Source organism: Pseudorhodobacter sp., from assembly GCF_034675685.1.
GTDB lineage: Bacteria > Pseudomonadota > Alphaproteobacteria > Rhodobacterales > Rhodobacteraceae > Pseudorhodobacter.
In genome coordinates this window covers 42,729-64,384 of the sequence record NZ_JAUCDA010000010.1, presented here as the reverse complement: position 1 = coordinate 64,384, position 21,656 = coordinate 42,729, and the positions used below count along the sequence as shown (strand labels likewise).

Below are 21,656 nucleotides of genomic sequence, written 5' to 3'. Positions count from 1 at the left end.
AAAGGCGCGGGGCTGAGCCATAAGCGTGACGGTACGTTTTGCTCGGTTCAGCCCCATGTCTGGCCGCCTGTCATCACCCTGCGGCGCAAGATATAGATATCCATGATCCAGCCGTGCTGCGCCCGTGCCTCGGCGCGCAGGGCAATAATCTTGCTACCCACCTCTGCCAGCTTTCCCGCACAGATAATCTGCTGTGGCATCCCAACATAGGCGCCCCACCAAATCTCGATCCCCGCAGGGTCAAGCGTCGCAAAGGCCCCGCCTGAATCCAGCATGACAACGGCCGTATCCACGCCCGGCGGCCAGCCTTCGTCGCGCAATCGGCGGCCTGTCGTCACCACAAACGGCGCGCCGATCTCGTTCAGCGCAATCGCATGGGCGGCCGTCAACGCGTGCAGCGAGGTGATGCCGGGAATAACCTCCAGCACTGGGGCGGGGTTCAAACGCGCCGCGATCCGCAGGGTGCTGTCATAAAGCGACGGATCGCCCCAGACCAACAGCGCCACCTTCTGCGCGCCAGCGTGGTAGGCCATTGCCCGCTGCCATGCGACAGCAATGGCATCGTGCCAGTCATCAACCCGCCTGCGGTAATCCAACGTCGCTTCATCCCGCACCGGCAAATCGAACATCACAACCTGCGTCGTGGTATTGGTCAGAACCTCATCGCAGATCGTGCGGCGCAGGTCGGCAAGGTCGGCTTTCCCCTCGCCCTTTTGCGGAATCAGGATCAGATCCTGCCGGTTGATCGCGCGGATCGCCTGCAAGGTCAGGTGTTCGGAATTTCCGGTGCCAATCCCGATAAGCGTCAGATGCAGGCTCATCCCGGTATCCTTGCCAACGCCTTGGTGCGCAGATCGCCCAGCACGCGGGCATCGGCAAATGTGCCGTCCTCCGATGCGTCATAAAGCCGTGCAAAGCTGCGCAGCAAAGGGATATCGGCAGCCGTGATATCACCAAAAAGATAAGCCACCTTGCCGGGACTGCGAAACGCAACCGTCTGGGCATGGCGGCAACCAGACATACATTCGACAGATATGACCGAGCCCCCCCCCCATGCCTCTGCGCGCGAGATCCAGAAAGGAACCATCGGGCGCACATTGGGCACAGACCAACATCGACACCGGCGCGCTCATTGCCGCAAATCCGCCAGCGCACCGTAAAAGATCAGCGCTGGGGTGGTGCTGCTGGTTGCCTCCAGATAGGCGGCCAGCGTGGCAATCGTAAACCGTTCAACCCGCTGGGCCGGTGTCGATACCGCCTCGGCCAGTATAGCGGGCGTATCAGGCGCAAGCCCGTGTTCGATCAACCTTGCAGCAAGGCCGGCAAAAGTGCGCTTGCCCATATAAACCACCGTCGTAGCCATCGAATCGGCAAGCGCCGCCATGTTCACATCCGCAGGCAGATCGCCGGTCACGTCAGCGCCGGTGATGAACTGAACCCGCCGCGCCGTGAGCCGTCGGGTCAGCGGAATACCCGCCGCCGCCGCTGCCGCCGAGGCAGAGGTGACGCCGGGGATGATTTCATAAGAAATGCCCGCCGCCTGAAGGGCCAGGATTTCTTCTTCCAACCGCCCGAAAATACTACAATCGCCGGATTTCAACCGCACGACCTGCATCCCCGCCTTGGCATAATCCACCAATACACGGCTGACATGGTCTTGCTTGGGCGAGGCGCGCCCGGCGCGCTTGCCCACGCCGATCAAATCCGCATCCGCGCGGGCATGCGCCAGAATTGGGCCCGAAGACAGATCATCGAACAGCACCACTTCAGCTGCTTCTAACCGCTTGACTGCCTTGACGGTCAGCAGTTCAGGGTCGCCAGGCCCGGATGAGACGAATGAGACAAAGCCCGTCATGGTGCCTCCGCGATCATGTGGAAAAAGGTGCCCGTGGCAACGCCGCCGCCTTCATAAAGTTTGACCGATCCGGTTTCCGGCACCAGCACGCCGTTGCTGTCGATGATCTTGGCCAGTGCTGCGTCGGGCTCTGACAAGATCGTTGCATAATGAAACTCGTGCCCGCGCAACTGCGCCGGGGCCGGATGGCCGGGGATGCCCACATGCAGATCCGCCTTGCGGTAGCCAAGATGCATCTTGCGCGTGGCGAAAGATGTTTCCAACCCCAACAAGCCCGTCATCTCATGCCGCACACCTTCTTTATCAATAAGCCCGGCACCCATTGCCATATAGCCACCGCATTCGCCATGAACGGGGCGCGTGCGGACAAATTTCTGCAATCCGTTACGAAACCTGTCGGCAGCGGCAATACGGCCCGCGTGCAGTTCCGGATAGCCACCGGGCAGCCAGCAGACATCCGCGCTGTCATCAGGGGCCTCATTGGCCAATGGAGAAAACGGCAGGACCGTGGCCCCCGCCGCGCGCCATCCCGCCAGCAGATGCGGATAGACAAAGGCAAAGCCATCGTCCTGCGCCAGCGCGATGCGTTGTCCGGGCGGGATGACCCGTGCCGGGGGCGGGGCATCTTTCAGCGTTCCTGCGGCGGCAGCGATCAGGGCCGCGATATCGACATGGGCAGCAACAAGACCCGCCGCGCTTGACAATATCTCGGGCAGGTTTTCCTGCTCGCACGCTTGCACAAGGCCCAGGTGGCGTTCGGGCATCGCGATGTCTTTCTGGCGCGGCAGCGCCCCCAGAACGGTGATGCCAACCTGTTCCATGCCAACACGGATGAGCGTTTCGTGACGCTTTGACGCGACGCGGTTCAGCACCACGCCCGCCAGCCTCACATCAGGGCGCATCTGTGCAAATCCCAGCGCTGTCGCCGCAACCGATTGCGCAGCACCCGACGCATCCAGCACCAGCACCACGGGCCAGCCCATTTGCGCCGCGATATCCGCACTGGCCCCGTTGCCGGACGCACCGGGCACAGCGACACCGTCAAACAGGCCCATCGACCCTTCCGCAAGGATCAGGTCTGCGCCCTTGGCATTGCCGACCAGCCCTTCAATGCAGGCATGGTCCATCGACCAGCTGTCAAGGTTGAACGATGCCCGCCCAGATGCAGCGGTGTGAAAGGCCGGGTCGATGTAATCCGGGCCGCTTTTGAACGGCTGCACCGCGATGCCTTGCGCACGCAAAGCAGCCAGCAACCCCAGCATCAGCGTGGTTTTGCCACAGCCCGAAGCGGGCGCGGAAATCAGCAGGCCGGGGGGAATCATTGCGCAGCCTCTGGAAAGCGCGGCGCCGTGCCAACCGGGCGGAAGCGGCGATCATAATCACCAGCGTAAAGGCGGCTTTCGCCAAAGTCCTCTGCCCCCAGCGCATGCCCCACCAGGATCAGCGCGGTGCGCTCCATCTCGGCTCCGATGGCCGTTTGCAGGGTGGCCAGCGTTGCGCGCACGATGCGCTGATCGGGCCAACTTGCCCGCCAGACGACAGCAACGGGGCAATCAGCGCCGTAATGCGGGGTCAGATCTGCAACGACCTTATCCAGCACATGCACCGAAAGATGGATCGCCAATGTTGCACCGGTCCGGGCGAAATTCTCCAACAACTCGCCTTCGGGCATGGCCGTCGCCCGGCCCGAGGTGCGGGTCAGCACCACCGATTGCGCCACGCCGGGCAACGTCAATTCCGCCCCCAATTCGGCGGCGGCGGCGGCAAAAGATGGCACTCCGGGCGTCACAGAGTAGGCGATGCCAAGGGCGCGCAACCGGCGAAGCTGTTCGCCCATCGCAGACCAGACCGACAAATCGCCGGAATGCAGTCGGGCAATATCTTGGCCTGCGGCGTCTGCCTGCGCGATGATCTCCATGATCTCATCCAGTGACATGCGCGCGGTGTTCACAACCTTTGCCCCTTCGGGACAATGCGCCAGCAAAGCCTCTGGCACGAGTGACCCTGCATACAGGCAAACGGGACAAGCCGCGATCAGGTCGCGACCACGCAGGGTGATAAGGTCCGGCGCGCCGGGGCCTGCGCCGATGAAATGGACTGTCACGTATCTGTTCCTTCGTTTTCTGCGATTGCCGCCGTGGCCATTTTATCGTGTGAGACGGCCCGCGCCTCAACCAGTCGCGCGTCTGGGCCGGCGGCAACAAGGGCTGCCGCCTCGGCCAGCGACCCGGTGCCGAATTGGTCCTTGACCCGCTGCGATTGTGTGGGCGTAACCATTCGGGCCAAATCTGATGCCCTGACCGCAAATGCGGGAATGGCAAGCGCCGCTGCGAATTCGCGAAAGGCAGGCGCACGGGCTTTGCTGCTTTCGGTCGCGACCGCCTGAACAGGCAGGCCGTCGCCAATGGCGCGGGCCAGCGCGTCTTGCAAGGAATCCTTGGTCGCAGCGTTCCGAAATCCGATTCCCGCAACCCTCATAGCGTGACATTCCACTGCACAACGGGGCGGGCGGATTGCCAGCCGCGCATGCGCCCAAGCGGCTCGGCTTGCGCAGTTTCGATACGCAGGAGGGAGCCACCACAAGATGCGTGCAGGCTTGTCAGTAGCGCCTCGGTTTCCAGCGTCACGCCATTTGCCACCAGGCGGGTGCCCGCCGGCAGAAGCGCGAACAATTTGTCAAACAGCGCAACCGTGCCGCCACCGCCGACAAACACAGCATCGGGGGCGGCGCGGCCTGCAAGCAGCGTGTGGGAATCGCCTTCCACGATGGTCAGCCGATGGGTCAGCCCAAAATCTTGGGCATTGCGGCGGATGTTCGCGGCCCGGCTTGGCTTTTGCTCAAACGCCGTGGCCTGCCCACCGGCAAGGCACCACTCCACACTGATCGAGCCTGAGCCTGCACCGATGTCCCACAACATTTCACCGGGGCGCGGTGCCAGCGCCGACACTGTAAGCGCGCGGATCGGGCGTTTGGTTATCTGGCCGTCATGGGCAAAGGAATCGTCTGGCAGACCCGCGCAACGCGGCAGGCCAATATCGCGGGGCAGCGCAATCGCAACGGCAACGGGCGCGGAAATACCGGTCAGATCGAAGCCGCTGGCGGTGGTCTGATAAACCCGCTGATCGGCCCCCCCCATTGCCTGCATGACCCATAGCCTCGCGTCACCGGCACCTTGCCCGGTCAGCCAGCTTGCCAGCAACGCCGGTGCAGTTCCGTCACGCAGCAGACAGATCAGTCGTCCATTTGGGGCCAACGCAGGGCGAAGCCGCGCAAAGGCGGCCGCATGTAACCCGTGGCAACTTGTCTCCTCCAACCGCCATCCAAGATTGGCGGCGACTAGCGAAAAGGTTGAGGGCGCAGCAAAGCTCTGCCATTCGCCAGGGTCCAGATGGTCCGACAGGCTGCCGCCGACGCCAAACCAAAAGGGGTCTCCCGATGCCAGAACGGCTGTCGGTTTGCCGCGCTGCGCCAGCACCAGATCAATCGAAAACGGCACCGGCCAGGGCCTCCCCCGTTCCCCCACGTCTGCCAGTGCAAGATGGCGCGGGCCGCCAAAGACCACCGTGGCCGCGTCAAGTGCCGCACGGCTTGCCGCAGGCAGGTTATCTGCGCTATCGTCCGACATTCCGATGAACGAGAGCCAGGGTTTAGCCACGATGCGCGTCCTTCTTTTGGGTGGTACAACCGAGGCGAGTGCGATGGCCCAGCGCCTGTCGCAAACGGGTATCGCAACCATTTTTTCCTACGCAGGCCGAACGCTTGCCCCTGTGCCGCAACCCTTGCCCATGCGGGTCGGTGGGTTTGGCGGCGTTGCGGGGCTGCTGGCGTATCTGAATGCCGAGGCGATCAGCCATGTGATTGACGCGACCCACCCATTCGCTGCCGGGATGAGCCGCAACGCGGTTGCCGCCTGTGCGCAGGCTGACACGCCCCTGATCCGTCTGGAGCGCGCGCCCTGGGTGGCACAGGCCGGGGATAACTGGACAATGGTGGATCGCGTATCGGATATGGTCGATGCCCTGCCGGATAGCCCAGCGCGGGTGTTTCTGGCGATTGGCAAACAGCAGATCGGGCTGTTCAGCGCGAAACCGCAACATCATTACATCCTGCGGCTGATAGATGCCCCCGACGCGCCACTGCCATTGCCACAGACAACGGTGGTGCTGGCGCGCGGCCCGTTCACCGCGCAGGGCGACATCGCAATGATGTGTCAGCACCAAATCACCCATGTTCTGGCCAAGAATGCCGGTGGCACGGCAGCCCAAGCCAAGCTGGAGGCCGCGCGCACCCTGCACCTGCCTGTGATAATGGCCGCGCGCCCCCCCTGCCCGGACCGGCGCTGGACAATGTCGATGCGGTGATGAATTGGCTGGGTCATTCCGCACCCCGCGGCGTATAGACGTAGCGCCCGATGCGGCGCGTCGCGGCGTTTCCAACCAGTACAACCGTGCGCATATCGGCCATCTCGGGCGCGGCCTCTGCCAGTGTGACGGTGCGCAGGGCCTGTTCAGGCGTGCTGACGGCGCGGGCGAATGTGATCAGCCGGTCAGGGCCACATTCTTCGCGCAAGATATCAAGGGCGGCGGCAAACTGATGCGGGCGCGACTTTGAGCGCGGATTGTAAAAGGCCATCGCGAAATCAGCCCGCGCGGCCAAGCGCAGGCGGTGTTCCACCGTCGCCCAGGGTTTCAGGTTATCGCTCAGGTTGATGGTGCAGAAATCATGCCCCAACGGCGCGCCGATCGCCGCAGCGGCGGCAAGCATCGCGGTAATGCCGGGCAGAACGCGGATATCAACAGCCGCATATTCGGGGTGTTGCTCCAACGCCTCGAAAACGGCAGAGGCCATCGCAAAGACACCGGGATCGCCAGAGGAAACCACCACCACCCGCCCCCCTTGTGACGCGCGTTGCAAGGCGTGGACGGCACGGTCAAGCTCTACCCGGTTATCGCTGGGGTGCATGGTCAGCCCCTCACGCGCGGCGACACGGGCGACATAGGGAATATAGCCGATGACATCCGTCGCCAATGCCAGCGTGGCGGTGACTTCGGGGGTCACCAAATCATCCCGCCCCGGCCCCAGCCCCGCAATGGCAATCCAGCCAGTCATAGGGCTGCCTCTGGTCTGCGGCCTTGCCCATGTACCAGCACAATGGCAAAATAGGGGCAATCGGCGTCGCCTACCTCTGACAGTTTCGCGACACGCTGCGCTGGCATGGTGCCTTTTTCCACCAGCCAAGCATCTTGCAGCCGCCCGGTCGCCACCAGCGCACGGCGCACAGCAGGCAGATTGCGCCCGGTTTTCATCACCACCAACGCATCTGCGCGGCGCATATGATCGGTCAGCTCTGCCTCTGGCAGGGTGCCCATCAACACCGTCAGCACATCATCGCCCCAAGTGAATGGCGTATCCAGCACGTTCCAGCAGCCGACCATTCCAGGAATCGCGGGCAGCACGTCGACCTCGGCGCGGCCCTGCAGGCGCGTGTGCAGATGCATGAACGATCCGTAGAAAAAGGGATCGCCTTCGCAGAGCACCACAATATCATCATCGCGGGCAAGATCGGCCAGACGGTCCGCCCAATCGGCATAGAAATCGACCATCAGGCGGCGGTACTCTTCTGACTCAAAGTGCAGTTCTGTGGTGACGGGATATTCCATCGCGTATTCGGTAACGTCATCGCGCAACATTCCGTTAACGATGCTTCGGGCCTGCCCCGCACGGCCTTTTTTGCGGAAATACGCGATGCGGCGTGCAGCGCGAATGACCCGGTCGGATTTTACGCTCATCAGATCCGGGTCGCCGGGGCCAAGGCCGGCACAAATCACTTTTCCCATCTCATTCCACCCGGCTGGCAAGGGCGTTAACCGCCGCAACCGTCATCGCCGAGCCGCCGAGCCGCCCGGCGACAATCATCGCGGGAACCGGCAAATCGCGCATCAGCGCGTCCTTGGACTCTGCCGCCCCAATGAAACCCACCGGGCAACCGATAATTGCAGCGGGGCGGGGGCAGGCAGGGTCTTGCAGCATATTCAGCAAATGAAACAACGCGGTGGGCGCATTGCCGATCGCGACGACCGCGCCGTGAAGATTGGGGCGCCAAAGTTCCACCGCGACAGCAGATCGCGTGTTGCCCATCTCTGCAGCCATCTGTGGCACCATTGGGTCACGCAGGGTGCAGATCACCTCATTCAGCCGCGGCAGGCGTTTGCGGGTTATTCCTTCGGAAACCATATAAGCGTCGCAGAGAATGGGCGCACCGTTTTCCAATGCCACCCGCGCGGCAATCGCCATGCCGGGGGAAAAGCGGATGTGCTGTTCCAGACCAACCATTCCGGCAGCGTGGATCATGCGCACAGCAACGATTTCCTCTTCTGCCGAAAAACTGTCCAGTGCGGCCTCGGCACGAATGGTGGCAAAGGACTGACGATAAATCTCTGCGCCATCAGTGATATAGGTGTGCTTCATGAGAGCGCCTTTTGAAGGTAATTAGGAAGGTCGTTCGGCTGTAGGCCAGTTTGCTCGGGGGCGGCGTCGGCGGTAGCGTTGCGGATAAGATCGAAGCCCGCCGCTGTGGCCGTCAGCGTGACGCTGGCGGCGCGTGGCAACGCGCAGCCCTTGGCACAACCAGCGACATGCAGGGTCTTTCCGGCGGGCACATATCGCGCAAGATTGCGGGCAACAGCGCGCGTGCCGGCATGCGCCTGTGCGCAACCAGGTGCGCCAACGCAGGCGGCTATTCTCAAAAGAGGGTCTTCGGGGTCGCAGATCAAACCGGGGTGCAGCGGCAGCTTATCTGCCCCTTCAATCAGCAGCATCCGCCAAGGGGTCACGCGCAGCGCACCCAGATTGGCAAGGGCGTCAAGGGTGGCCGCGTCGATCTGCCCGAACGCCATGCCAACAAGCGCCCCCGCAGGGTAAAGGCCCGGTTTCGGGCTGGGTGCTGCAGCCTGTCGCGGTACGGTGAAACCCTGCGGCAGCGCTGTGCCGCCGGTCAGCACGCGGAACATGCGGGTGCCGTGGCCAAGGCTCCACCGCGCAAGCGTCAGCATCTGCGAAACAGCTTCGCCGTCAGTCACTGGTTTGCCAAAGCGGTGCGCACCCGCACAAACCAGCAAATTGCCATCGGCACCACGTTCAAGGCGAATATCGGCAGGCGCGGCTTGCAAGACCGGCGTTGCGCCAGCATCGACGGCATAGCCAAACTTGGCGCTGACATCGGGCGCATCTGTGGCGGCCAGTGCGCTCGCAAGTTCTTCGGCAAGCGACTCGTTTGCGTTACCCGCATTACGAAAGGGCGTGACCAGAATATTGCGCCGGCTTTCAACCGTAACATCGGGGTCAATCACCCCCAGCGCCCGCAAACCGTCGATAAGCACCTCATAGCGCCCCGCTGCCACGCCGCGCAACTGCACATTGGCGCGGTTCGAAAGGTCGACAATGCCGTTGCCGCAGCTTGTGGCAAGTGCGGCGATGCCCGATACCTGATGCGGATTCAGACGGCCCAAAGGGGGCCTGACCCGCACGATCAACCCGTCTCCCGACATCATCGGGCGCAGGGCACCGGGGCACCAACCCTTGATCCGAGGGGCGCCGTTCATTGCGCGGCATCCAAGGCAGCGCTGATCGAATTGCGCCGCGTGATCCACAGGCCAGCCTCGCGCAAGGCGGCAAAGCGGCTGCGCAGCGCGTCCAGGGCGGCGGGGTTTTCCGTGGCCATGAACGCCACCAGATCATCACGGCCCAGCGTCGCGTCATAGTAAAGGTCTATCAAATGCCCCGGCACGTTCCGCGTCAGATGCGCGAAGGCGGCCAGATTGTCGAGAGTTGCGGCCACCTCTGCCGCCCCCCGAAACCCGTGCCGCATCATGCCGTTGGCCCAGTCGGGATTGGCGGCGCGCGCGCGCACGATGCGGGCGATTTCTTCGGGAATGGTTCTGGCGCTGGGGGCCCCTGCGCGGCTGTGATCAATATGATACATCGCGGGTTGCACCGCCCCAAGATGGGCCATCGCGGCCGCAAATCCGCCCTCATGGCTGGCATAGTCAGACGCCAGCAGGATATCGCTTTCCAACAAGTCCTGCACATGGGCGAAGGCATCTGCCTTGTGCAGTTGTGCCTCAAGTGCTGCACGGTCGCGGTGCGCCATGCCTTGTGCGTCAATTGCCCATTCCGAACCGGCCAGCCATGCCTGCCCGGCAGCATCACGGCCCGCATCGGAATAATCGTGCAGCGCGCTTTCGATGTTCATGCCGTAAAGGCCGGGCTGGGGGCCAAAGACGCGCGGCGTTTGGGTAAGGTAAGGGTTCATGTCAGGCGCTTCGTCACGGCGGGACAAGGCAGCAGCGCCCGCCTCGAATATCTGTGCCAGCGCGGGGAATACATCACGAAACAGGCCCGATATGCGCAGCGTAACATCAATGCGGGGGCGCCCCAGCAGTGCAAGCGAAACAATCTCAAAGCCCGAAACGCGGTCAGATCCCGCATCCCATTTGGGCATGAGCCCGGCAAGATGCAGCGCCATCGCAACCTCTTCGCCCGCCGTGCGCATGGTCGCAGACCCCCACAGATCAATCACCAAGCCTTTGGGCCAATCGCCTTTGTCCTGAAGGTGGCGGCGCAGCAGTTCTTCGGCCAGCTTCACGCCCTGGGCATGTGCCGCACGGGACGGCACCGCACGCGGATCAACCGAATAAAGGTTACGCCCTGTCGGCAGAACATCAGCGCGGCCCCGATAGGGAGAGCCGGACGGGCCTGCAGGCACGCGGCGGCCATCAAGGGCCGTCAAAAGCCCTTCATTTTCCCCCTGCCCCGCACCAAAGACATGCAGCCCATCGCCGTATTGGCTTTCCTTGATATCGCAGACAAACCGGTCGATCCGCGTCATCGCCTCTGCCGGAGAGGCGGCCAGATCAAGGCCAAGATCGGCTTCGACGCCCGAAGCCTGCGCTTCGGAGCGGATCATACCAATCAGGCGGTCACGGCGGGCCGTATCAAGACCATCAGCCGAGGAATATTCATCCAGAAGACCTTCAAGCCGCAGCAACCCTTCTGGCACAGCGCTGTTTTTCATTGGGGGTGGCAGATGGCCCAGCGTCACCGCAGCAATTCGACGTTTGGCCTGTGCCGCCTCGCCGGGGTCGTTGACAATGAAAGGGTAGATCACGGGCATAGCCCCCGTCAGCGCTTCGGGCCAGCAACCGTTCGAAAGGGCAACCGATTTGCCGGGCAACCATTCCAGCGTACCATGTGCCCCGATATGCACCAGCGCGTGATACCCCTGCGCCCGCAGCCAAAGGTAAAAAGCGACGTAGGAATGGCGTGGAACGCGGGCAAGGTCGTGGTAGTCCGTATCGCGCGCAATCGTAGCCCCCCGTTCCGGTTGCAAGGCAATCAGGGCATTGCCGCATGCCTGCGCCGCAAAATGAAACGCGCCGGCCTTGAAAAGCGGGTCATCTTCTGCCCTGCCCCAAGCGGCGGCCAGATCATCGCGCAAGCGTTGCGGCAGGGCCATGAGCGCTGCCTTGTAGTCATCCAGAGGCCAGGCAATGCGCTGGCGAAGAAGGCTTTTGCCGAACCCGCTTTTGGGCCTCACAGTATACGCGGCGTTGGCAAGCGTTTGCAGCATCACTTCAACCGAGGCCAGCGCATCAAGGCCAACAGCATGGGCAATCTGATCTTCGCGGCCCGGATAGGTCGACAGGACCAGCGCAAGTTTGCGATCCTTTGCGGGTGTGCTGGCAAGCCGGTGCCACGCCTGTACCCGGTCTGCGACAGCATCAACCCGGTCAGCATCGGTGCGGTGGGCAAAGCGTGAAAACTGCAGATCGGGGTCTTTCCTGGTCGGCACCTTGAAGCTGACGACACCGGCAAAAATGCGGCCATCAACCTCGGGCATAACGACGTTCATCACAAGATCAGCAGGCGACAGCCCGCGCTCGCTTGTCGCCCAGTCTTTGCGCTGTGCCGTAGACAGGGCCACCTGAAACACGGGGCATCCGGGCGCATCCAGTGGCGTGCACCCGTCATCGCCGCGCCCCGAAAATGCCGTGGCGTTCACGATCGCCACGGGGGCAAGATGCGCCAAGGCATCAGCAAGGAAAATACGGGCGCTATCGGCCTTGAGCGATGGCACGAAAAGGCCGATGGCGTTAAAACCGCGTTCTGCCAATGCTGCGATCAACGCGTCAACCGGTGCGGTATCAGAGGCCATCAGGTGGCTACGGTAAAAGATCACAGCGACCCTATTCCTGCCCACACCAGCGATGGAAATCACACCTTCCTCGGGGTCGTAAAAGCCGCAATCAGGTACAGTTTTCGCGCCCAGAACCGGAGCGGCATAAAGCCCTGCGGCCAGCGCGAGTTGGGCCAAAGCCGCCTGTGCCGCGATGGGGCCGCCAATGTCACAAAGCCGCGACAGCCGCCGCAGCGTCGAGAGCGGCAACGTCGAATGGGCATCAAGGCCGGGGTCTTCGCGCCCATCGGCTGGCAGAATTGCCAGTGCGATATTATGGCGACGGGCAAAGTCCTGTACATGCATGATGCCATAGGGCCAGTAATTTTCGCCCCCGATCAGCCGGATCAAAATACCTTTCGCCCCGGTCAGCGTCGCCTCGACATAATTATCGACAGACGCGGGATGGCGCAGGGCCACAAGGTTGCACAGGCGCAGGGTCGGCAGCCCCCCTTGCGGCCCGCCCCCCCGATGCCAGCCCGCGGCAAAAGCGCCAAGATCGCTGTCGGAGAAAGACAGCACGACAAGTTCCGCAGGCGTCTGGCCGGGATCAAACGGTGCGTCCGTATCCTCCAACCCGTGACTGTCGCGGAAAATGACGTGCATCCGGTCAGGCCCCCAGAACTTGGCGGATCTTGGCGGCGTCGATGTGGTCATGCTCGGCGATGACAACCAGATGCCCCGCGCGCTGGCCTGCGCCCCAAGGGCGGTCAAACTGGTGGCGAACGCGCGCGCCCACCGCCTGCACCAAAAGGCGCATTGGCTTGCCCGTCACCGCGACATAGCCCTTGACCCGTAAGATGTGCTGCTCATTCGCCAGCCGTTCTATCGCGGAAATCAACGCATCCACATCACCCACCTCTGGCATCGGCACGACGACGGTTTCGAAATCCTCGTGTTCGTGGTCATCCGAACCGTCGTGGTGCGACGGGCGTGCGGCAAGGTCGTCTTCGGCGGCAGCGTTCAAGCCAAGGATCACGTTGGGGTCAATCACGCCCTCGCTCATTTCAAGGATCGGAATTTTGCGCGGGCTCTGCGCCTCGATCAGCTTGCGCGCGGCGGCCAGACCTTCAGGCCCCGCAAGATCGGCCTTTGACATCAAGATGATGTCGGCGCAGGAAATCTGATCTTCAAACACCTCTGCCAGCGGCGTTTCGTGGTCAATGCTGTCATCCGCCAGGCGCTGCGCGTCAACCGCCGCCACATCCGCGGCAAACCGGCCTGCCGCAACCGCCTCGGCATCGGCCAATGCAATCACGCCATCGACAGTGATCCTGGAGCGGATCGCTGGCCAATCAAACGCCTTGAGCAACGGTTTGGGCAGCGCAAGCCCCGAGGTTTCGATCAGAATATGGTCAGGGCGCACTGGCATCGCCATCAGCGCCTCGATCGTGGGAATGAAATCATCGGCCACTGTGCAGCAGATGCACCCGTTTGCCAGCTCTACAATGTTTTCCGCCGGGCAATCCTCATCCGCACAGGATTTCAAGATGTCGCCGTCAACGCCCACGGTGCCGAATTCATTGACCAGAATAGCCAGACGGCGGCCCTTTGAATTGGCCATCAGGTGGCGGATCAGCGTGGTTTTGCCCGCGCCAAGAAAGCCGGTGATCACGGTGACGGGTATTTTGGCAAGGTCGGTCATTTGGAAAACTCCATCGGGGGAATACGGGCAAGGCTTTGCTTGCGAAAAATCACGGGGCGTTCGCGCCACGGCACAAGGCCATCGGCGGTAGCGGCATAAGCTGCGGCGCCTGCAAGAATATCTGCGCTGTCGGTGCAGCGCAGCCTGCCATAGACATAAGTCCATTTCCCGGGCGCAGATAGCGCAATGGACGCGCCCTGCGAACAGGCTGACAGACATTCGACAGGCACGATCTGCACGCCTTCCGGCGCGCCTGCCTTGGACAGGGCGGCATGCAGCAGCGCGCCTTGGCGCGGCGCATCTTCCTCCTGCACCTCGCCGGTGCGGCAAGTTGTGCAGACATGCAAGGTAACGGTCATGCGCAGATGTCCTTTCTGCCGATAAAATGGCCCCTATTCAACGAAGAGAGCCGTATCGGTAGCAATGGGCCGCCCGGCGACCGTCAGCGGTCGGTGAGTGTTGCTGTTCAGCGTGACTTCAACGATCACATTGCCTTGCGGCAGATGTGCGATATGCAGCCATTCGCCGTAAAGTCGGCCCAGCTTTTCCCCGTTGATATAGACATGCGCATGCCCCTCACCCGCCACGTCCCCAAGGCCAGCGGCCTGAGGGGTGAAGGTAAAGTTGGTTGTCTGAACATGCAGGTTATAGCCCTCCACCGGATCGCGGGTCAGCTCAACCGCAATCCCGGGCGCGTCCAGTGCGGGCACTTCAAGGGCGGCGGCATGCGCCATTTCATGCGCGCCCCCACCATGCCCCGAACTGTGATCGTGCCCGTCAAAGGTGATCCCATTGCCCGCAGCAAGCGTGAATCCAATCCCGCCACCGAACACCAGTCCGATGGCGAAAAGGCCAAGAGTCCTGTTCATGCCCCAACGCTCGCTGTGCCCTGCGCCGCCTCTCGCCGCCAGAAATATCCAGCAAAGGCCCCCAGCAATACCCACGCGGCCAAACCGACGCCCAATGCACGCGCCGCAAACAAGGCCGCGATCTCTGGCGGCACTGAGCCGGTAAAGCTGTCCGGCTCTGGCGCGCCGATCAAATGAGGTGCTGCCAGCAAAACCACAGCCAGCCCCCGAAGCGCCCAACTATGCGCAAAAGTTATCAGCCAAAGCGCAACACCTGCCGCCGCGACGGTGGAGAACCACCATATTTGCCGCGCGCTGATCTCTGCCGCAGCCACGCCCGGAACTTCGGGCGCAAGCGTAAAGGCTGGGGCAAGGTGGAATGTGACAAAGCCCGCAATGCCCCACATCATTCCAATGCGCCCGTCAATCCGCGCGCCGCGACCTTCCGCCACTGACATCACAGCGACCAGGATCAAGGCATAGCCGGTATAGGTCAGCATCGTGAAGATCAGGCTCAGCCCGTCACGCACCGCATCAAACCCCGGCAAAATCGGATGCGCCGTAACCAGATCGCCCCCGAAATGCAACAGCTCTCCGCTCTCATAAAGCTCCGCATGCAGCAAAACTGGCTGCACGAATACCAACTGTAGCAGACCGGCAATCAAGCCAGCTACAGCACCAGCGAACAACGCGCTGGTCAAAAACTTAGAGAACATCCGTTAGTGGCAGGGAAAGCCAGTTGCGTGACGCATATCATGGGCTGCGTCATGCAACGCCGAGGCCTGAACGTGGCCTGTCAGCGTAATAAGCGCCAGCCCCAGAATTACCGCGAACAATGCGGGCAACATGCCCGCGCGTGATTTGCCATGGGAATGGCCTTGAACTTGGGTCAGTGTCGTCATTTTAAGCCTCCTCACCGTCCACCCGACGGCATCGCGTTTCAATCATGCTTGGCAGGTCTCCTGGCTCGCGGGTCGTGGCTGTTTGCCCGCCTTCCCCACCGCACCCATCATCGGGTTTGGCAAGTGGCATTATGGGCAACAGCTCACCGCTTACAGTCGCGGGGGCGGCTCCAGCTTCGGGCGGCTGCCCTTACTGAATTCCCTTTTAGGTTCCACACATTTCTGCGCTTTTCGGAACACCAAGCCAGACCATATAACCAGCTAGCTTTTGTTAATGCAACCCAAATTTGTGCCATTCGGCGAACCGTAAGGGCTTGCGCAGCAGATAGTGCATGATTGATCGTGATCACCGCTTGGCGAACGCAAGCCAATCGGGAACATCGCGCGCATAACCCGAAAAAATCATGATTCGCTGGGGACGGCAGCGCATCCTTTTAAAGACCCGTATATTTTGGTGTTGTCGTCAAAAATCGGCTTTCTCAGACAGCCGCGCCTCACCTTGGATTTGCCAGACACGTTCGCCCCGCTTTACCACCCTTGAATGGTAAACCAGCCTTCCTTCCCGATAGCCCGCTTAGGCTCAGCAGGTTCGCCCGATCGTTGCCGGCAGCAGGCCTTGCCACAATCGTTCAAAGTGAACGGCAGAAGCCTCGATTGATTGCTTTCCAAGCCGACGTGCGACCAAAGACACTGCGGAGGCACCCCCCAGCAGAAAAATCCTTTGCCCCGCCCTCAAGAGGGTGTTGTAGTTTTTGTCCCTGGACAGCGCTATAGCAGAGCGGTCCACACCGTCGCCAAGCACTTGCTGGTAGGCAGTTTTGGCCATTTCCCATGCATCAAGCAATTCGTCGAGATGGTCATCGGTCAAACTTGGCTTTCGAATTTCCCAAGGCCCTTCGGGTGAGAAAATTGTGCGCACGGTTCCTCCAGAAACTGATGGTTGAAAGTCTACGCTTCGATATAAGCTTCTTTAGGGCATCAAGTTGGCGAAACCCTGTCATCTCACAGATAGTTGACGGATAAACATAGCAAACTGTTTTTCTGTATTCGCGTTGATTTCGCAAATGCGGTGCCTGGAAATGCTGAAGAATTTTTGGAACCAACAGCCCGCGCCTGCGATCCAGGTTGGCATGGCTTTTGTAGCCAGAATGGCCCTTGCCGTGTTTTTCGTCCAGCATGCCCCCACATCCTTTTATATTCGCCTCACAGGTTTGTCAGCCCAATCCTCGGGCGCTTCATACGTCTTTATGGCCGCGCTCTCGTCACGCATGTTGTGATTGCGCAGCACCGGCACGACGGAAGCGTCAAGAATTTGGCCGCCGCGTGCAATATAGCCTTGGCGGACTGTCAGCACAGACCGCTCACCTGCGGCGCAGGCGAAGACATACCCTCTATAGCCACCTCCTCGGCGAATCGCAATTCGCCGCAAGACAAAAACGGATTCAAGATCGCCCCTCCTTGCCTGCACAACCAAGCGCGAGTCTTTCGGATTTTGGCAGGGTTTTCCACATGAAACTGGTTACCCTCTGCTTCAACCGAGGCTTTGGCAAAGGGATATGGGGTGCCTTGTGAGGCAAAGCGAAAGTCTGCCCTCCACCGGCGCTTATTCAAGGGCGCAATGCGGCAGCGGCCGCTGGTTTCTGGCAAATACAAAGCGTCTGGATACCGGCGCGCCTGCCTTGGCCAGCGCAGCCACCGACAGTTTTGATGCAATCACCGGGCCACAGCATTCCACGCGCCGGCCACGGGCCTGACGGATCGCCTTATCCAAAGCACAAAGACAGGCATCGGCGATGGGATATTGGCCAATCGCTTTGATGAACGCGATTGCATGGCACCCACAAAGCCTTCGGAACATAATGCCTTATATCAAACACAATTTCCGCTAACACGCTATAATATATACAAACTATAAGTTTGCACAGCCGTGCAATACTATGCAAATATCATTGGAATGGCGTGGCATTGCCCGCGATACACGGGATGATCGAGGAGCGGCTTTGGCCGGATCACCCACAGGGAGGAAGACTGAATGACGACGGATAACTTCCGCTCGGCCCCCCCTTATCGAGGGGCTGGCGAATGATACCAAGGCATGATTTCCCTATCGAAAACAACCGTGCGGCACGGCTGAAATATCGCTACCGCCTCGCCATGCACGAGCCGACAACTGTGATCGGCATCTTGATGGCCCTGCTGTTCACTTACCTGATTTTGGTTCCCATCATCTCTATATTGATTGATGCGGGACAGGTGCAATTTGGCGATGATCGCCGTATCGGAACAGATGTCGGGTCGGGCACGCTTTACTATGTAACACGGACGTTCCTGTCACCGATTTCGCGTGATCTGTTTTGGCAACCGCTTTGGAACACGCTCTCGGTTGCATTCGGTGCAATCGCGCTGTCCTTTGTGATCGGCACACCGCTTGCATGGCTATTGAGCCGCACCGATATGTTCGCGCGACGCTGGTTCGCGACGGCGTTGATCGTGCCCTATATGCTTCCTGCATGGACCTTTGCACTGGCGTGGACGACCCTGTTTCGCAACCGTACCATCGGCGGCCAGCAAGGCTGGTTCGAGGCACTGGGGTTTTCTCCGCCGGATTGGCTCGCTTACGGGCAAGTGCCGATCACGATTATTCTTGCGCTGCATTATACGCCGTTCATTATCCTCTTGTTCGGCAACGGCCTGCGCCGTTTCGATAGTCAGCTTGAGGATTCCGCGCGCATTTTGGGGGCATCGGGTTGGACAATTGCCTGGCAAGTCGTTTTGCCGCTGATGCGCCCCGCCCTACTTTCCGCGATTGTGTTGATCTTTGCCAAATGCCTTGGTGAATTCGGCGTCACCTACGTTCTGGGCCTGCCTGTAAAATTTGATGTGTTGGCGACCTCGCTGTTTCGCAACATCGCGTCACGTCAAACTGGCGTAGCAGGGGTGCTGGCAGGCGCGATTATGTTGATGGGCGTACTCACCCTTCTGATCGACACCTATCTGGTGCGGGAGGCGCGGCGTTTTGTGACTGTCGGCTCAAAAGGCTCAATGAACAAAACGGTGAAGCTGCGGCGCTGGCGGATACCGGCGACGGGGTTCGCAGCGGGCATGTTCCTATTCAGCGTTGGCCTGCCGGTGCTTACCCTGGCCCTCTCGACCGTGATGAAAATCCCTGCGCGCTTCAATCTGGATAACTTCACGTTGCAATATTGGATTGGCACCGATCTTGATACGGTCGCGTTACGCACGGGTATTCTGCTTTCGCCAGATCTTTGGTCGGCGGCGTGGAATACACTGTGGATTGTCGGAACGGCTTCGATCTGCTCGGGTATTCTGGGGCTGCTGGTGGGCTATGTTGTGGTCCGAACCCCTGTGCCTGCGCTTTCGGGTTTCCTGCGGCAGATCACGTTCTTGCCCTATCTTGTGCCGGGCATCGCGTTTGCGGCCGCTTATCTCTCACTTTTTGCGGTGCAGCGCGGGCCAATACCTGCCCTTTACGGCACCATCGCGATCTTGATGCTGGCGCTGATGGCAGAGCAGATGCCCTATGCCTCGCGCGCTGGAATTTCCGCGATGATGCAACTGGGGAAAGAGCCCGAGGAAGCGGCCCAGATTTCGGGCGCGGGCTGGTTGCCGCGCATGATCCGCGTGGTGATACCGATTCAAAAAGGGTCGTTGGTGACGGGGGTTCTGCTGCCCTTCATCTCGGGCATCAAAGGGCTGAGCCTGTTTGTCATGCTTGCCGTGCCAAGCACCGACGTGTTGACAACCTTCTCGCTGCGCCTTGTCGATTACCATTACACGCAAGCCGCCAATGCGGTCGTGCTGATCATCGCTGCCATCGCCTATTTTGGAACTTTGACCGCACAAAAACTCACCGGAACAAATCTTGCCGAAGGGCTGGGAGGTTAATATGCCGACGATCAATCTACGCCGTGCGCGCAAAGCCTATCCCGGAGCAAACAGCGACGCGGTTCCCGATCTGGATCTTGAAATTGCCGATGGCGAATTCATGTGCCTGCTCGGGCCCTCGGGCTGTGGGAAAACCACCACCCTGCGGATGATCGCGGGGCTGGAGAACCTTTCGGGCGGGTCGCTTGATATTGGCGGGCGGGTCGTTGATTGCCCCGATCAGGCCGTGTTCATTCCGCCGGAAAAGCGCGAATTGGGGCTGGTGTTCCAAAGCTATGCGCTTTGGCCGCATCTGACGATCTCGCGTAATGTCGATTTTGGCTTGCGCCTGCGCAAAATGCCCGCGGCAGAGCGGGACGCCCGCACTGAAGAGGTGATGACCGCGCTTGGGATCGAAAAGTACCGCGATCGTTTCCCCTCGCAGCTTTCGGGCGGGCAACAGCAACGGGTCGCGCTGGCGCGGATGCTTGCGGTCAGCCCCGGCGTGCTTTTGCTTGATGAGCCGCTGTCCAATCTTGATGCGCGTTTGCGGCTTGAAATGCGCGCCGAGTTGAAGCGTATCCATGCAAATTTCGGCACAACAATCATGTTCGTGACCCATGACCAATGGGAAGCCATGACATTGGCGACCACGATTGCCGTAATGAGCGAAGGCCGTTTGCAGCAAATAGGCACGCCCGACGATATCTATGAGCGCCCCGCCAACCGCTTCGTGGCTGAATTCGTCGGCGCGCCACCGATCAACATCATGGAAATGTCAGGAGATATGACCCCGCTTGCGCGGTTCGCGCGCGGCTACCTGACGCAATGCCTGCCCGGGGTAAACAATGCCGCCTCTATGGCTATACGCCCCGAGGCAATGCGCCTTCTGGCCGGAACGGCATCATCCTTGCCCGAAGGCCAGTTTAGCGTTCCCGCCACCGTCTCGGGCGTGCTGCCCACGGGCGGTAGCTGGATCATCGAACTCCAGGCTGCAGGCCAGACAGTCTTCATGACGGCCCATGTCGCCCCCACCCTTAAGCAAGACGAGATGGTTACAATTGTGATGCAACCCGCATCCCTGCATTTATTCGACGCTAATGGCCAACGCCTGCACGATGCAGACCCGCTTTTGGCAAAACTCGCCGCATGACATCTTTAGGAGGAGATCACATGAAAACGACAAGAAAATATGGCCCACTGACCGCCGCGCTTATTCTGGGTGCAGCGGGCGCAGCTTTTGCCCAAGATGCTTCACTTGAGGCAATGATTGAAGCTGCGAAAGCCGAACCGCCGATCACCGTCTATGCCGTCACGGGCAAGATCGTGGAAACGGCAGAGGCATTTACCAAAGCCTATGGCATACAAGCCACCGGCAAGAAGGTGAACGAAGCCGAGCAGGCCGAGTTGATGATCCGTGAGGCGCAGGCGAATAATGTGGTAGGCGATCTGGCCGTCGCCGGAGATCTCGCGGTGATCATGGGGCAATTGATCCCCGAAGGCATCGCGACGACATGGCTGCCGCCGGACCTTGCGAATGACATCGCACCCCAATCGCGCGATCCGCTGGTCGTCGTCTCCGATCCGCATGTTTGGGCTTACAACTCCGAGGTCCACGACCACTGCCCCGTCAACAATGTTTGGGCCTTCACCGATCCCGAATGGCACGGCAAAGTTGCGATGATGGACCCGCTGGCAAAGCCCGCCTACGCCGATTGGTTCAACCAGTTGGAGACACATCACGATGCCGAAATGGCAGCGGCTTATGAAGCGCATTACGGCAAGCCGCTCGACACCTCGTCGCAATCGGCCACCGCCGCTTGGGTGCAGGGGTTTGCCGCCAACGCGCCGTTGATTGCAGATAGCTCTGGCGTGGCGGATGCGGTCGGCGCGCTTGGGCAGGCGGAACCCTTCATGGGGATCATGTCCACAGCGAAATTCCGCGATAACGTCAAGGGAAAGACCGCGCTTGGCATCTGCGCCGATATTCAGCCGTTTGAGGGTTGGCTTTACCCCGGTGTTGCGGCGATGGCGACAGGCACGAAAAGCCCGAACGCGACAAAGCTATTTGTCCATTATCTGCTTAGCGAAGAGGGCATCGCCCCGCAGACCATTGACGGCAAAATATCATCGAACACCAGCATCCCCGCCAATGCCGAGGAAGCATCTGGCGTCGGCAGCCATATCGAAAAGCTGATGGTCTATGACACGGCGACCGCGATCGAGGATCTCGACAAGCGCCAAGACTGGCAAGACGCCTGGCGCATGGCACTGCGCAACTGAACC

At 60.8% G+C, this 21,656-nt stretch carries 22 protein-coding genes, 1 pseudogene and 1 riboswitch; of the genes and pseudogenes, 4 read left to right on the top strand and 19 right to left on the bottom strand.

The genetic code is table 11. From position 1 onward, the window contains the following. Positions 1–47: 47 nt before the first annotated feature. From cobF to cbiE, 7 genes are read right to left on the bottom strand one after another with little or no spacing between them, the layout of a single operon-like run. On the bottom strand, positions 48–821 hold the full coding sequence (gene cobF / locus VDP61_RS09160; protein ID WP_323006614.1) for a precorrin-6A synthase (deacetylating): 774 nt from the start codon (positions 819–821) through the stop codon (positions 48–50). Next, positions 818–1,087, bottom strand: coding sequence for a DUF1636 family protein (locus tag VDP61_RS09155; protein ID WP_323006613.1), 270 nt, complete (start codon positions 1,085–1,087; stop codon positions 818–820). Before VDP61_RS09155 ends, cobF begins: the two co-directional genes overlap by 4 nt. 42 nt (positions 1,088–1,129) lie before the next feature. Next, positions 1,130–1,855: a uroporphyrinogen-III C-methyltransferase gene (cobA, locus tag VDP61_RS09150; protein ID WP_323006612.1), complete on the bottom strand. Its 726-nt coding sequence runs from the start codon at positions 1,853–1,855 to the stop codon at positions 1,130–1,132. After that, positions 1,852–3,177, bottom strand: coding sequence for a cobyrinate a,c-diamide synthase (locus VDP61_RS09145; RefSeq protein ID WP_323006611.1), 1,326 nt, complete (start codon positions 3,175–3,177; stop codon positions 1,852–1,854). Before VDP61_RS09145 ends, cobA begins: the two co-directional genes overlap by 4 nt. Further along, the gene (gene cobM / locus VDP61_RS09140; protein WP_323006610.1) at positions 3,174–3,959 is read right to left on the bottom strand and encodes a precorrin-4 C(11)-methyltransferase; all 786 of its coding nucleotides are present in this window, start codon (positions 3,957–3,959) and stop codon (positions 3,174–3,176) included. Before cobM ends, VDP61_RS09145 begins: the two co-directional genes overlap by 4 nt. Beyond that, on the bottom strand, positions 3,956–4,333 hold the full coding sequence (locus tag VDP61_RS09135; protein WP_323006609.1) for a cobalamin biosynthesis protein: 378 nt from the start codon (positions 4,331–4,333) through the stop codon (positions 3,956–3,958). The genes cobM and VDP61_RS09135 overlap by 4 nt, the downstream gene beginning before the upstream one ends. Then, a complete protein-coding gene (gene cbiE, locus VDP61_RS09130) occupies positions 4,330–5,511 on the bottom strand; it encodes a precorrin-6y C5,15-methyltransferase (decarboxylating) subunit CbiE (RefSeq protein WP_323006608.1) in 1,182 nt (393 codons plus the stop codon). Before cbiE ends, VDP61_RS09135 begins: the two co-directional genes overlap by 4 nt. Position 5,512: 1 nt before the next feature. Here cbiE and VDP61_RS09125 point away from each other — a divergent pair, with 1 nt between their 5' ends. Continuing rightward, entirely contained in the window at positions 5,513–6,217 is a 705-nt protein-coding gene (locus VDP61_RS09125; RefSeq protein ID WP_323006607.1) for a cobalt-precorrin-6A reductase, read from the top strand. Between the two features lie 13 nt (positions 6,218–6,230). Here the strand turns inward: VDP61_RS09125 and cobJ are convergent, their stop codons facing one another. The 12 genes and pseudogenes from cobJ to VDP61_RS09065 form a co-directional block, all read right to left on the bottom strand. Next, entirely contained in the window at positions 6,231–6,965 is a 735-nt protein-coding gene (gene cobJ, locus VDP61_RS09120; RefSeq protein ID WP_323006606.1) for a precorrin-3B C(17)-methyltransferase, read from the bottom strand. Further along, positions 6,962–7,693, bottom strand: a complete 732-nt coding sequence (gene cobI / locus VDP61_RS09115) for a precorrin-2 C(20)-methyltransferase (RefSeq protein ID WP_323006605.1) — start codon at positions 7,691–7,693, stop codon at positions 6,962–6,964. The genes cobJ and cobI overlap by 4 nt, the downstream gene beginning before the upstream one ends. 1 nt (position 7,694) lies before the next feature. Further along, entirely contained in the window at positions 7,695–8,324 is a 630-nt protein-coding gene (locus tag VDP61_RS09110) for a precorrin-8X methylmutase (RefSeq protein ID WP_323006604.1), read from the bottom strand. After that, positions 8,321–9,457, bottom strand: a complete 1,137-nt coding sequence (gene cobG, locus VDP61_RS09105) for a precorrin-3B synthase (protein WP_323006603.1) — start codon at positions 9,455–9,457, stop codon at positions 8,321–8,323. The genes VDP61_RS09110 and cobG overlap by 4 nt, the downstream gene beginning before the upstream one ends. Further along, complete coding sequence (gene cobN / locus VDP61_RS09100; RefSeq protein ID WP_323006602.1) at positions 9,454–12,696, bottom strand: cobaltochelatase subunit CobN; 3,243 nt, start codon at positions 12,694–12,696, stop codon at positions 9,454–9,456. The genes cobG and cobN overlap by 4 nt, the downstream gene beginning before the upstream one ends. 4 nt (positions 12,697–12,700) lie before the next feature. After that, positions 12,701–13,735, bottom strand: coding sequence for a cobalamin biosynthesis protein CobW (gene cobW, locus VDP61_RS09095; RefSeq protein ID WP_323006601.1), 1,035 nt, complete (start codon positions 13,733–13,735; stop codon positions 12,701–12,703). Then, positions 13,732–14,094 (bottom strand): DUF1636 domain-containing protein, encoded by a 363-nt coding sequence (locus VDP61_RS09090; RefSeq protein ID WP_323006600.1) that lies wholly within the window; start codon positions 14,092–14,094, stop codon positions 13,732–13,734. Before VDP61_RS09090 ends, cobW begins: the two co-directional genes overlap by 4 nt. Positions 14,095–14,127: 33 nt before the next feature. After that, the gene (locus VDP61_RS09085) at positions 14,128–14,604 is read right to left on the bottom strand and encodes a hypothetical protein (RefSeq protein WP_323006599.1); all 477 of its coding nucleotides are present in this window, start codon (positions 14,602–14,604) and stop codon (positions 14,128–14,130) included. Beyond that, positions 14,601–15,299, bottom strand: a complete 699-nt coding sequence (locus VDP61_RS09080; protein ID WP_323006598.1) for a CbtA family protein — start codon at positions 15,297–15,299, stop codon at positions 14,601–14,603. The genes VDP61_RS09085 and VDP61_RS09080 overlap by 4 nt, the downstream gene beginning before the upstream one ends. Positions 15,300–15,302: 3 nt before the next feature. Then, complete coding sequence (locus tag VDP61_RS09075; RefSeq protein WP_323006597.1) at positions 15,303–15,485, bottom strand: CbtB domain-containing protein; 183 nt, start codon at positions 15,483–15,485, stop codon at positions 15,303–15,305. A 32-nt stretch (positions 15,486–15,517) separates the two neighbouring features. Continuing rightward, positions 15,518–15,744: riboswitch (cobalamin riboswitch) on the bottom strand. Between the two features lie 321 nt (positions 15,745–16,065). Continuing rightward, complete coding sequence (locus VDP61_RS09070) at positions 16,066–16,353, bottom strand: hypothetical protein (RefSeq protein WP_323006596.1); 288 nt, start codon at positions 16,351–16,353, stop codon at positions 16,066–16,068. A gap of 232 nt (positions 16,354–16,585) precedes the next feature. Next, positions 16,586–16,827, bottom strand: a pseudogene (locus VDP61_RS09065) (IS5/IS1182 family transposase); the annotation flags it as partial. A 740-nt stretch (positions 16,828–17,567) separates the two neighbouring features. Here VDP61_RS09065 and VDP61_RS09060 point away from each other — a divergent pair. From VDP61_RS09060 to VDP61_RS09050, 3 genes are read left to right on the top strand one after another with little or no spacing between them, the layout of a single operon-like run. Next, positions 17,568–19,391 carry an iron ABC transporter permease gene (locus VDP61_RS09060; protein ID WP_323006595.1) on the top strand — a complete coding sequence of 608 codons (1,824 nt, stop codon included), beginning with the start codon at positions 17,568–17,570 and terminating at the stop codon, positions 19,389–19,391. 1 nt (position 19,392) lies between these two features. Then, positions 19,393–20,523 (top strand): ABC transporter ATP-binding protein, encoded by a 1,131-nt coding sequence (locus tag VDP61_RS09055; RefSeq protein ID WP_323006594.1) that lies wholly within the window; start codon positions 19,393–19,395, stop codon positions 20,521–20,523. Between the two features lie 20 nt (positions 20,524–20,543). Then, complete coding sequence (locus VDP61_RS09050) at positions 20,544–21,653, top strand: ABC transporter substrate-binding protein (RefSeq protein WP_323006593.1); 1,110 nt, start codon at positions 20,544–20,546, stop codon at positions 21,651–21,653. The last annotated feature ends 3 nt before the right edge of the window (positions 21,654–21,656 follow it).

What these genes read in the sequence shown, in the direction of transcription:
- cobF (WP_323006614.1), bottom strand. Translation starts at nt 821, where the DNA reads ATGAGCCTGCATCTGACGCTTATCGGGATTGGCACCGGAAATTCCGAA.
- VDP61_RS09155 (WP_323006613.1), bottom strand. Translation starts at nt 1,087, where the DNA reads ATGGTTCCTTTCTGGATCTCGCGCGCAGAGGCATGGGGGGGGGGCTCG.
- cobA (WP_323006612.1), bottom strand. Translation starts at nt 1,855, where the DNA reads ATGACGGGCTTTGTCTCATTCGTCTCATCCGGGCCTGGCGACCCTGAA.
- VDP61_RS09145 (WP_323006611.1), bottom strand. Translation starts at nt 3,177, where the DNA reads ATGATTCCCCCCGGCCTGCTGATTTCCGCGCCCGCTTCGGGCTGTGGC.
- VDP61_RS09135 (WP_323006609.1), bottom strand. Translation starts at nt 4,333, where the DNA reads ATGAGGGTTGCGGGAATCGGATTTCGGAACGCTGCGACCAAGGATTCC.
- VDP61_RS09125 (WP_323006607.1), top strand. Translation starts at nt 5,513, where the DNA reads ATGCGCGTCCTTCTTTTGGGTGGTACAACCGAGGCGAGTGCGATGGCC.
- cobJ (WP_323006606.1), bottom strand. Translation starts at nt 6,965, where the DNA reads ATGACTGGCTGGATTGCCATTGCGGGGCTGGGGCCGGGGCGGGATGAT.
- cobI (WP_323006605.1), bottom strand. Translation starts at nt 7,693, where the DNA reads ATGGGAAAAGTGATTTGTGCCGGCCTTGGCCCCGGCGACCCGGATCTG.
- VDP61_RS09110 (WP_323006604.1), bottom strand. Translation starts at nt 8,324, where the DNA reads ATGAAGCACACCTATATCACTGATGGCGCAGAGATTTATCGTCAGTCC.
- cobG (WP_323006603.1), bottom strand. Translation starts at nt 9,457, where the DNA reads ATGAACGGCGCCCCTCGGATCAAGGGTTGGTGCCCCGGTGCCCTGCGC.
- cobN (WP_323006602.1), bottom strand. Translation starts at nt 12,696, where the DNA reads ATGCACGTCATTTTCCGCGACAGTCACGGGTTGGAGGATACGGACGCA.
- cobW (WP_323006601.1), bottom strand. Translation starts at nt 13,735, where the DNA reads ATGACCGACCTTGCCAAAATACCCGTCACCGTGATCACCGGCTTTCTT.
- VDP61_RS09090 (WP_323006600.1), bottom strand. Translation starts at nt 14,094, where the DNA reads ATGACCGTTACCTTGCATGTCTGCACAACTTGCCGCACCGGCGAGGTG.
- VDP61_RS09085 (WP_323006599.1), bottom strand. Translation starts at nt 14,604, where the DNA reads ATGAACAGGACTCTTGGCCTTTTCGCCATCGGACTGGTGTTCGGTGGC.
- VDP61_RS09080 (WP_323006598.1), bottom strand. Translation starts at nt 15,299, where the DNA reads ATGTTCTCTAAGTTTTTGACCAGCGCGTTGTTCGCTGGTGCTGTAGCT.
- VDP61_RS09075 (WP_323006597.1), bottom strand. Translation starts at nt 15,485, where the DNA reads ATGACGACACTGACCCAAGTTCAAGGCCATTCCCATGGCAAATCACGC.
- VDP61_RS09060 (WP_323006595.1), top strand. Translation starts at nt 17,568, where the DNA reads ATGATACCAAGGCATGATTTCCCTATCGAAAACAACCGTGCGGCACGG.
- VDP61_RS09055 (WP_323006594.1), top strand. Translation starts at nt 19,393, where the DNA reads ATGCCGACGATCAATCTACGCCGTGCGCGCAAAGCCTATCCCGGAGCA.
- VDP61_RS09050 (WP_323006593.1), top strand. Translation starts at nt 20,544, where the DNA reads ATGAAAACGACAAGAAAATATGGCCCACTGACCGCCGCGCTTATTCTG.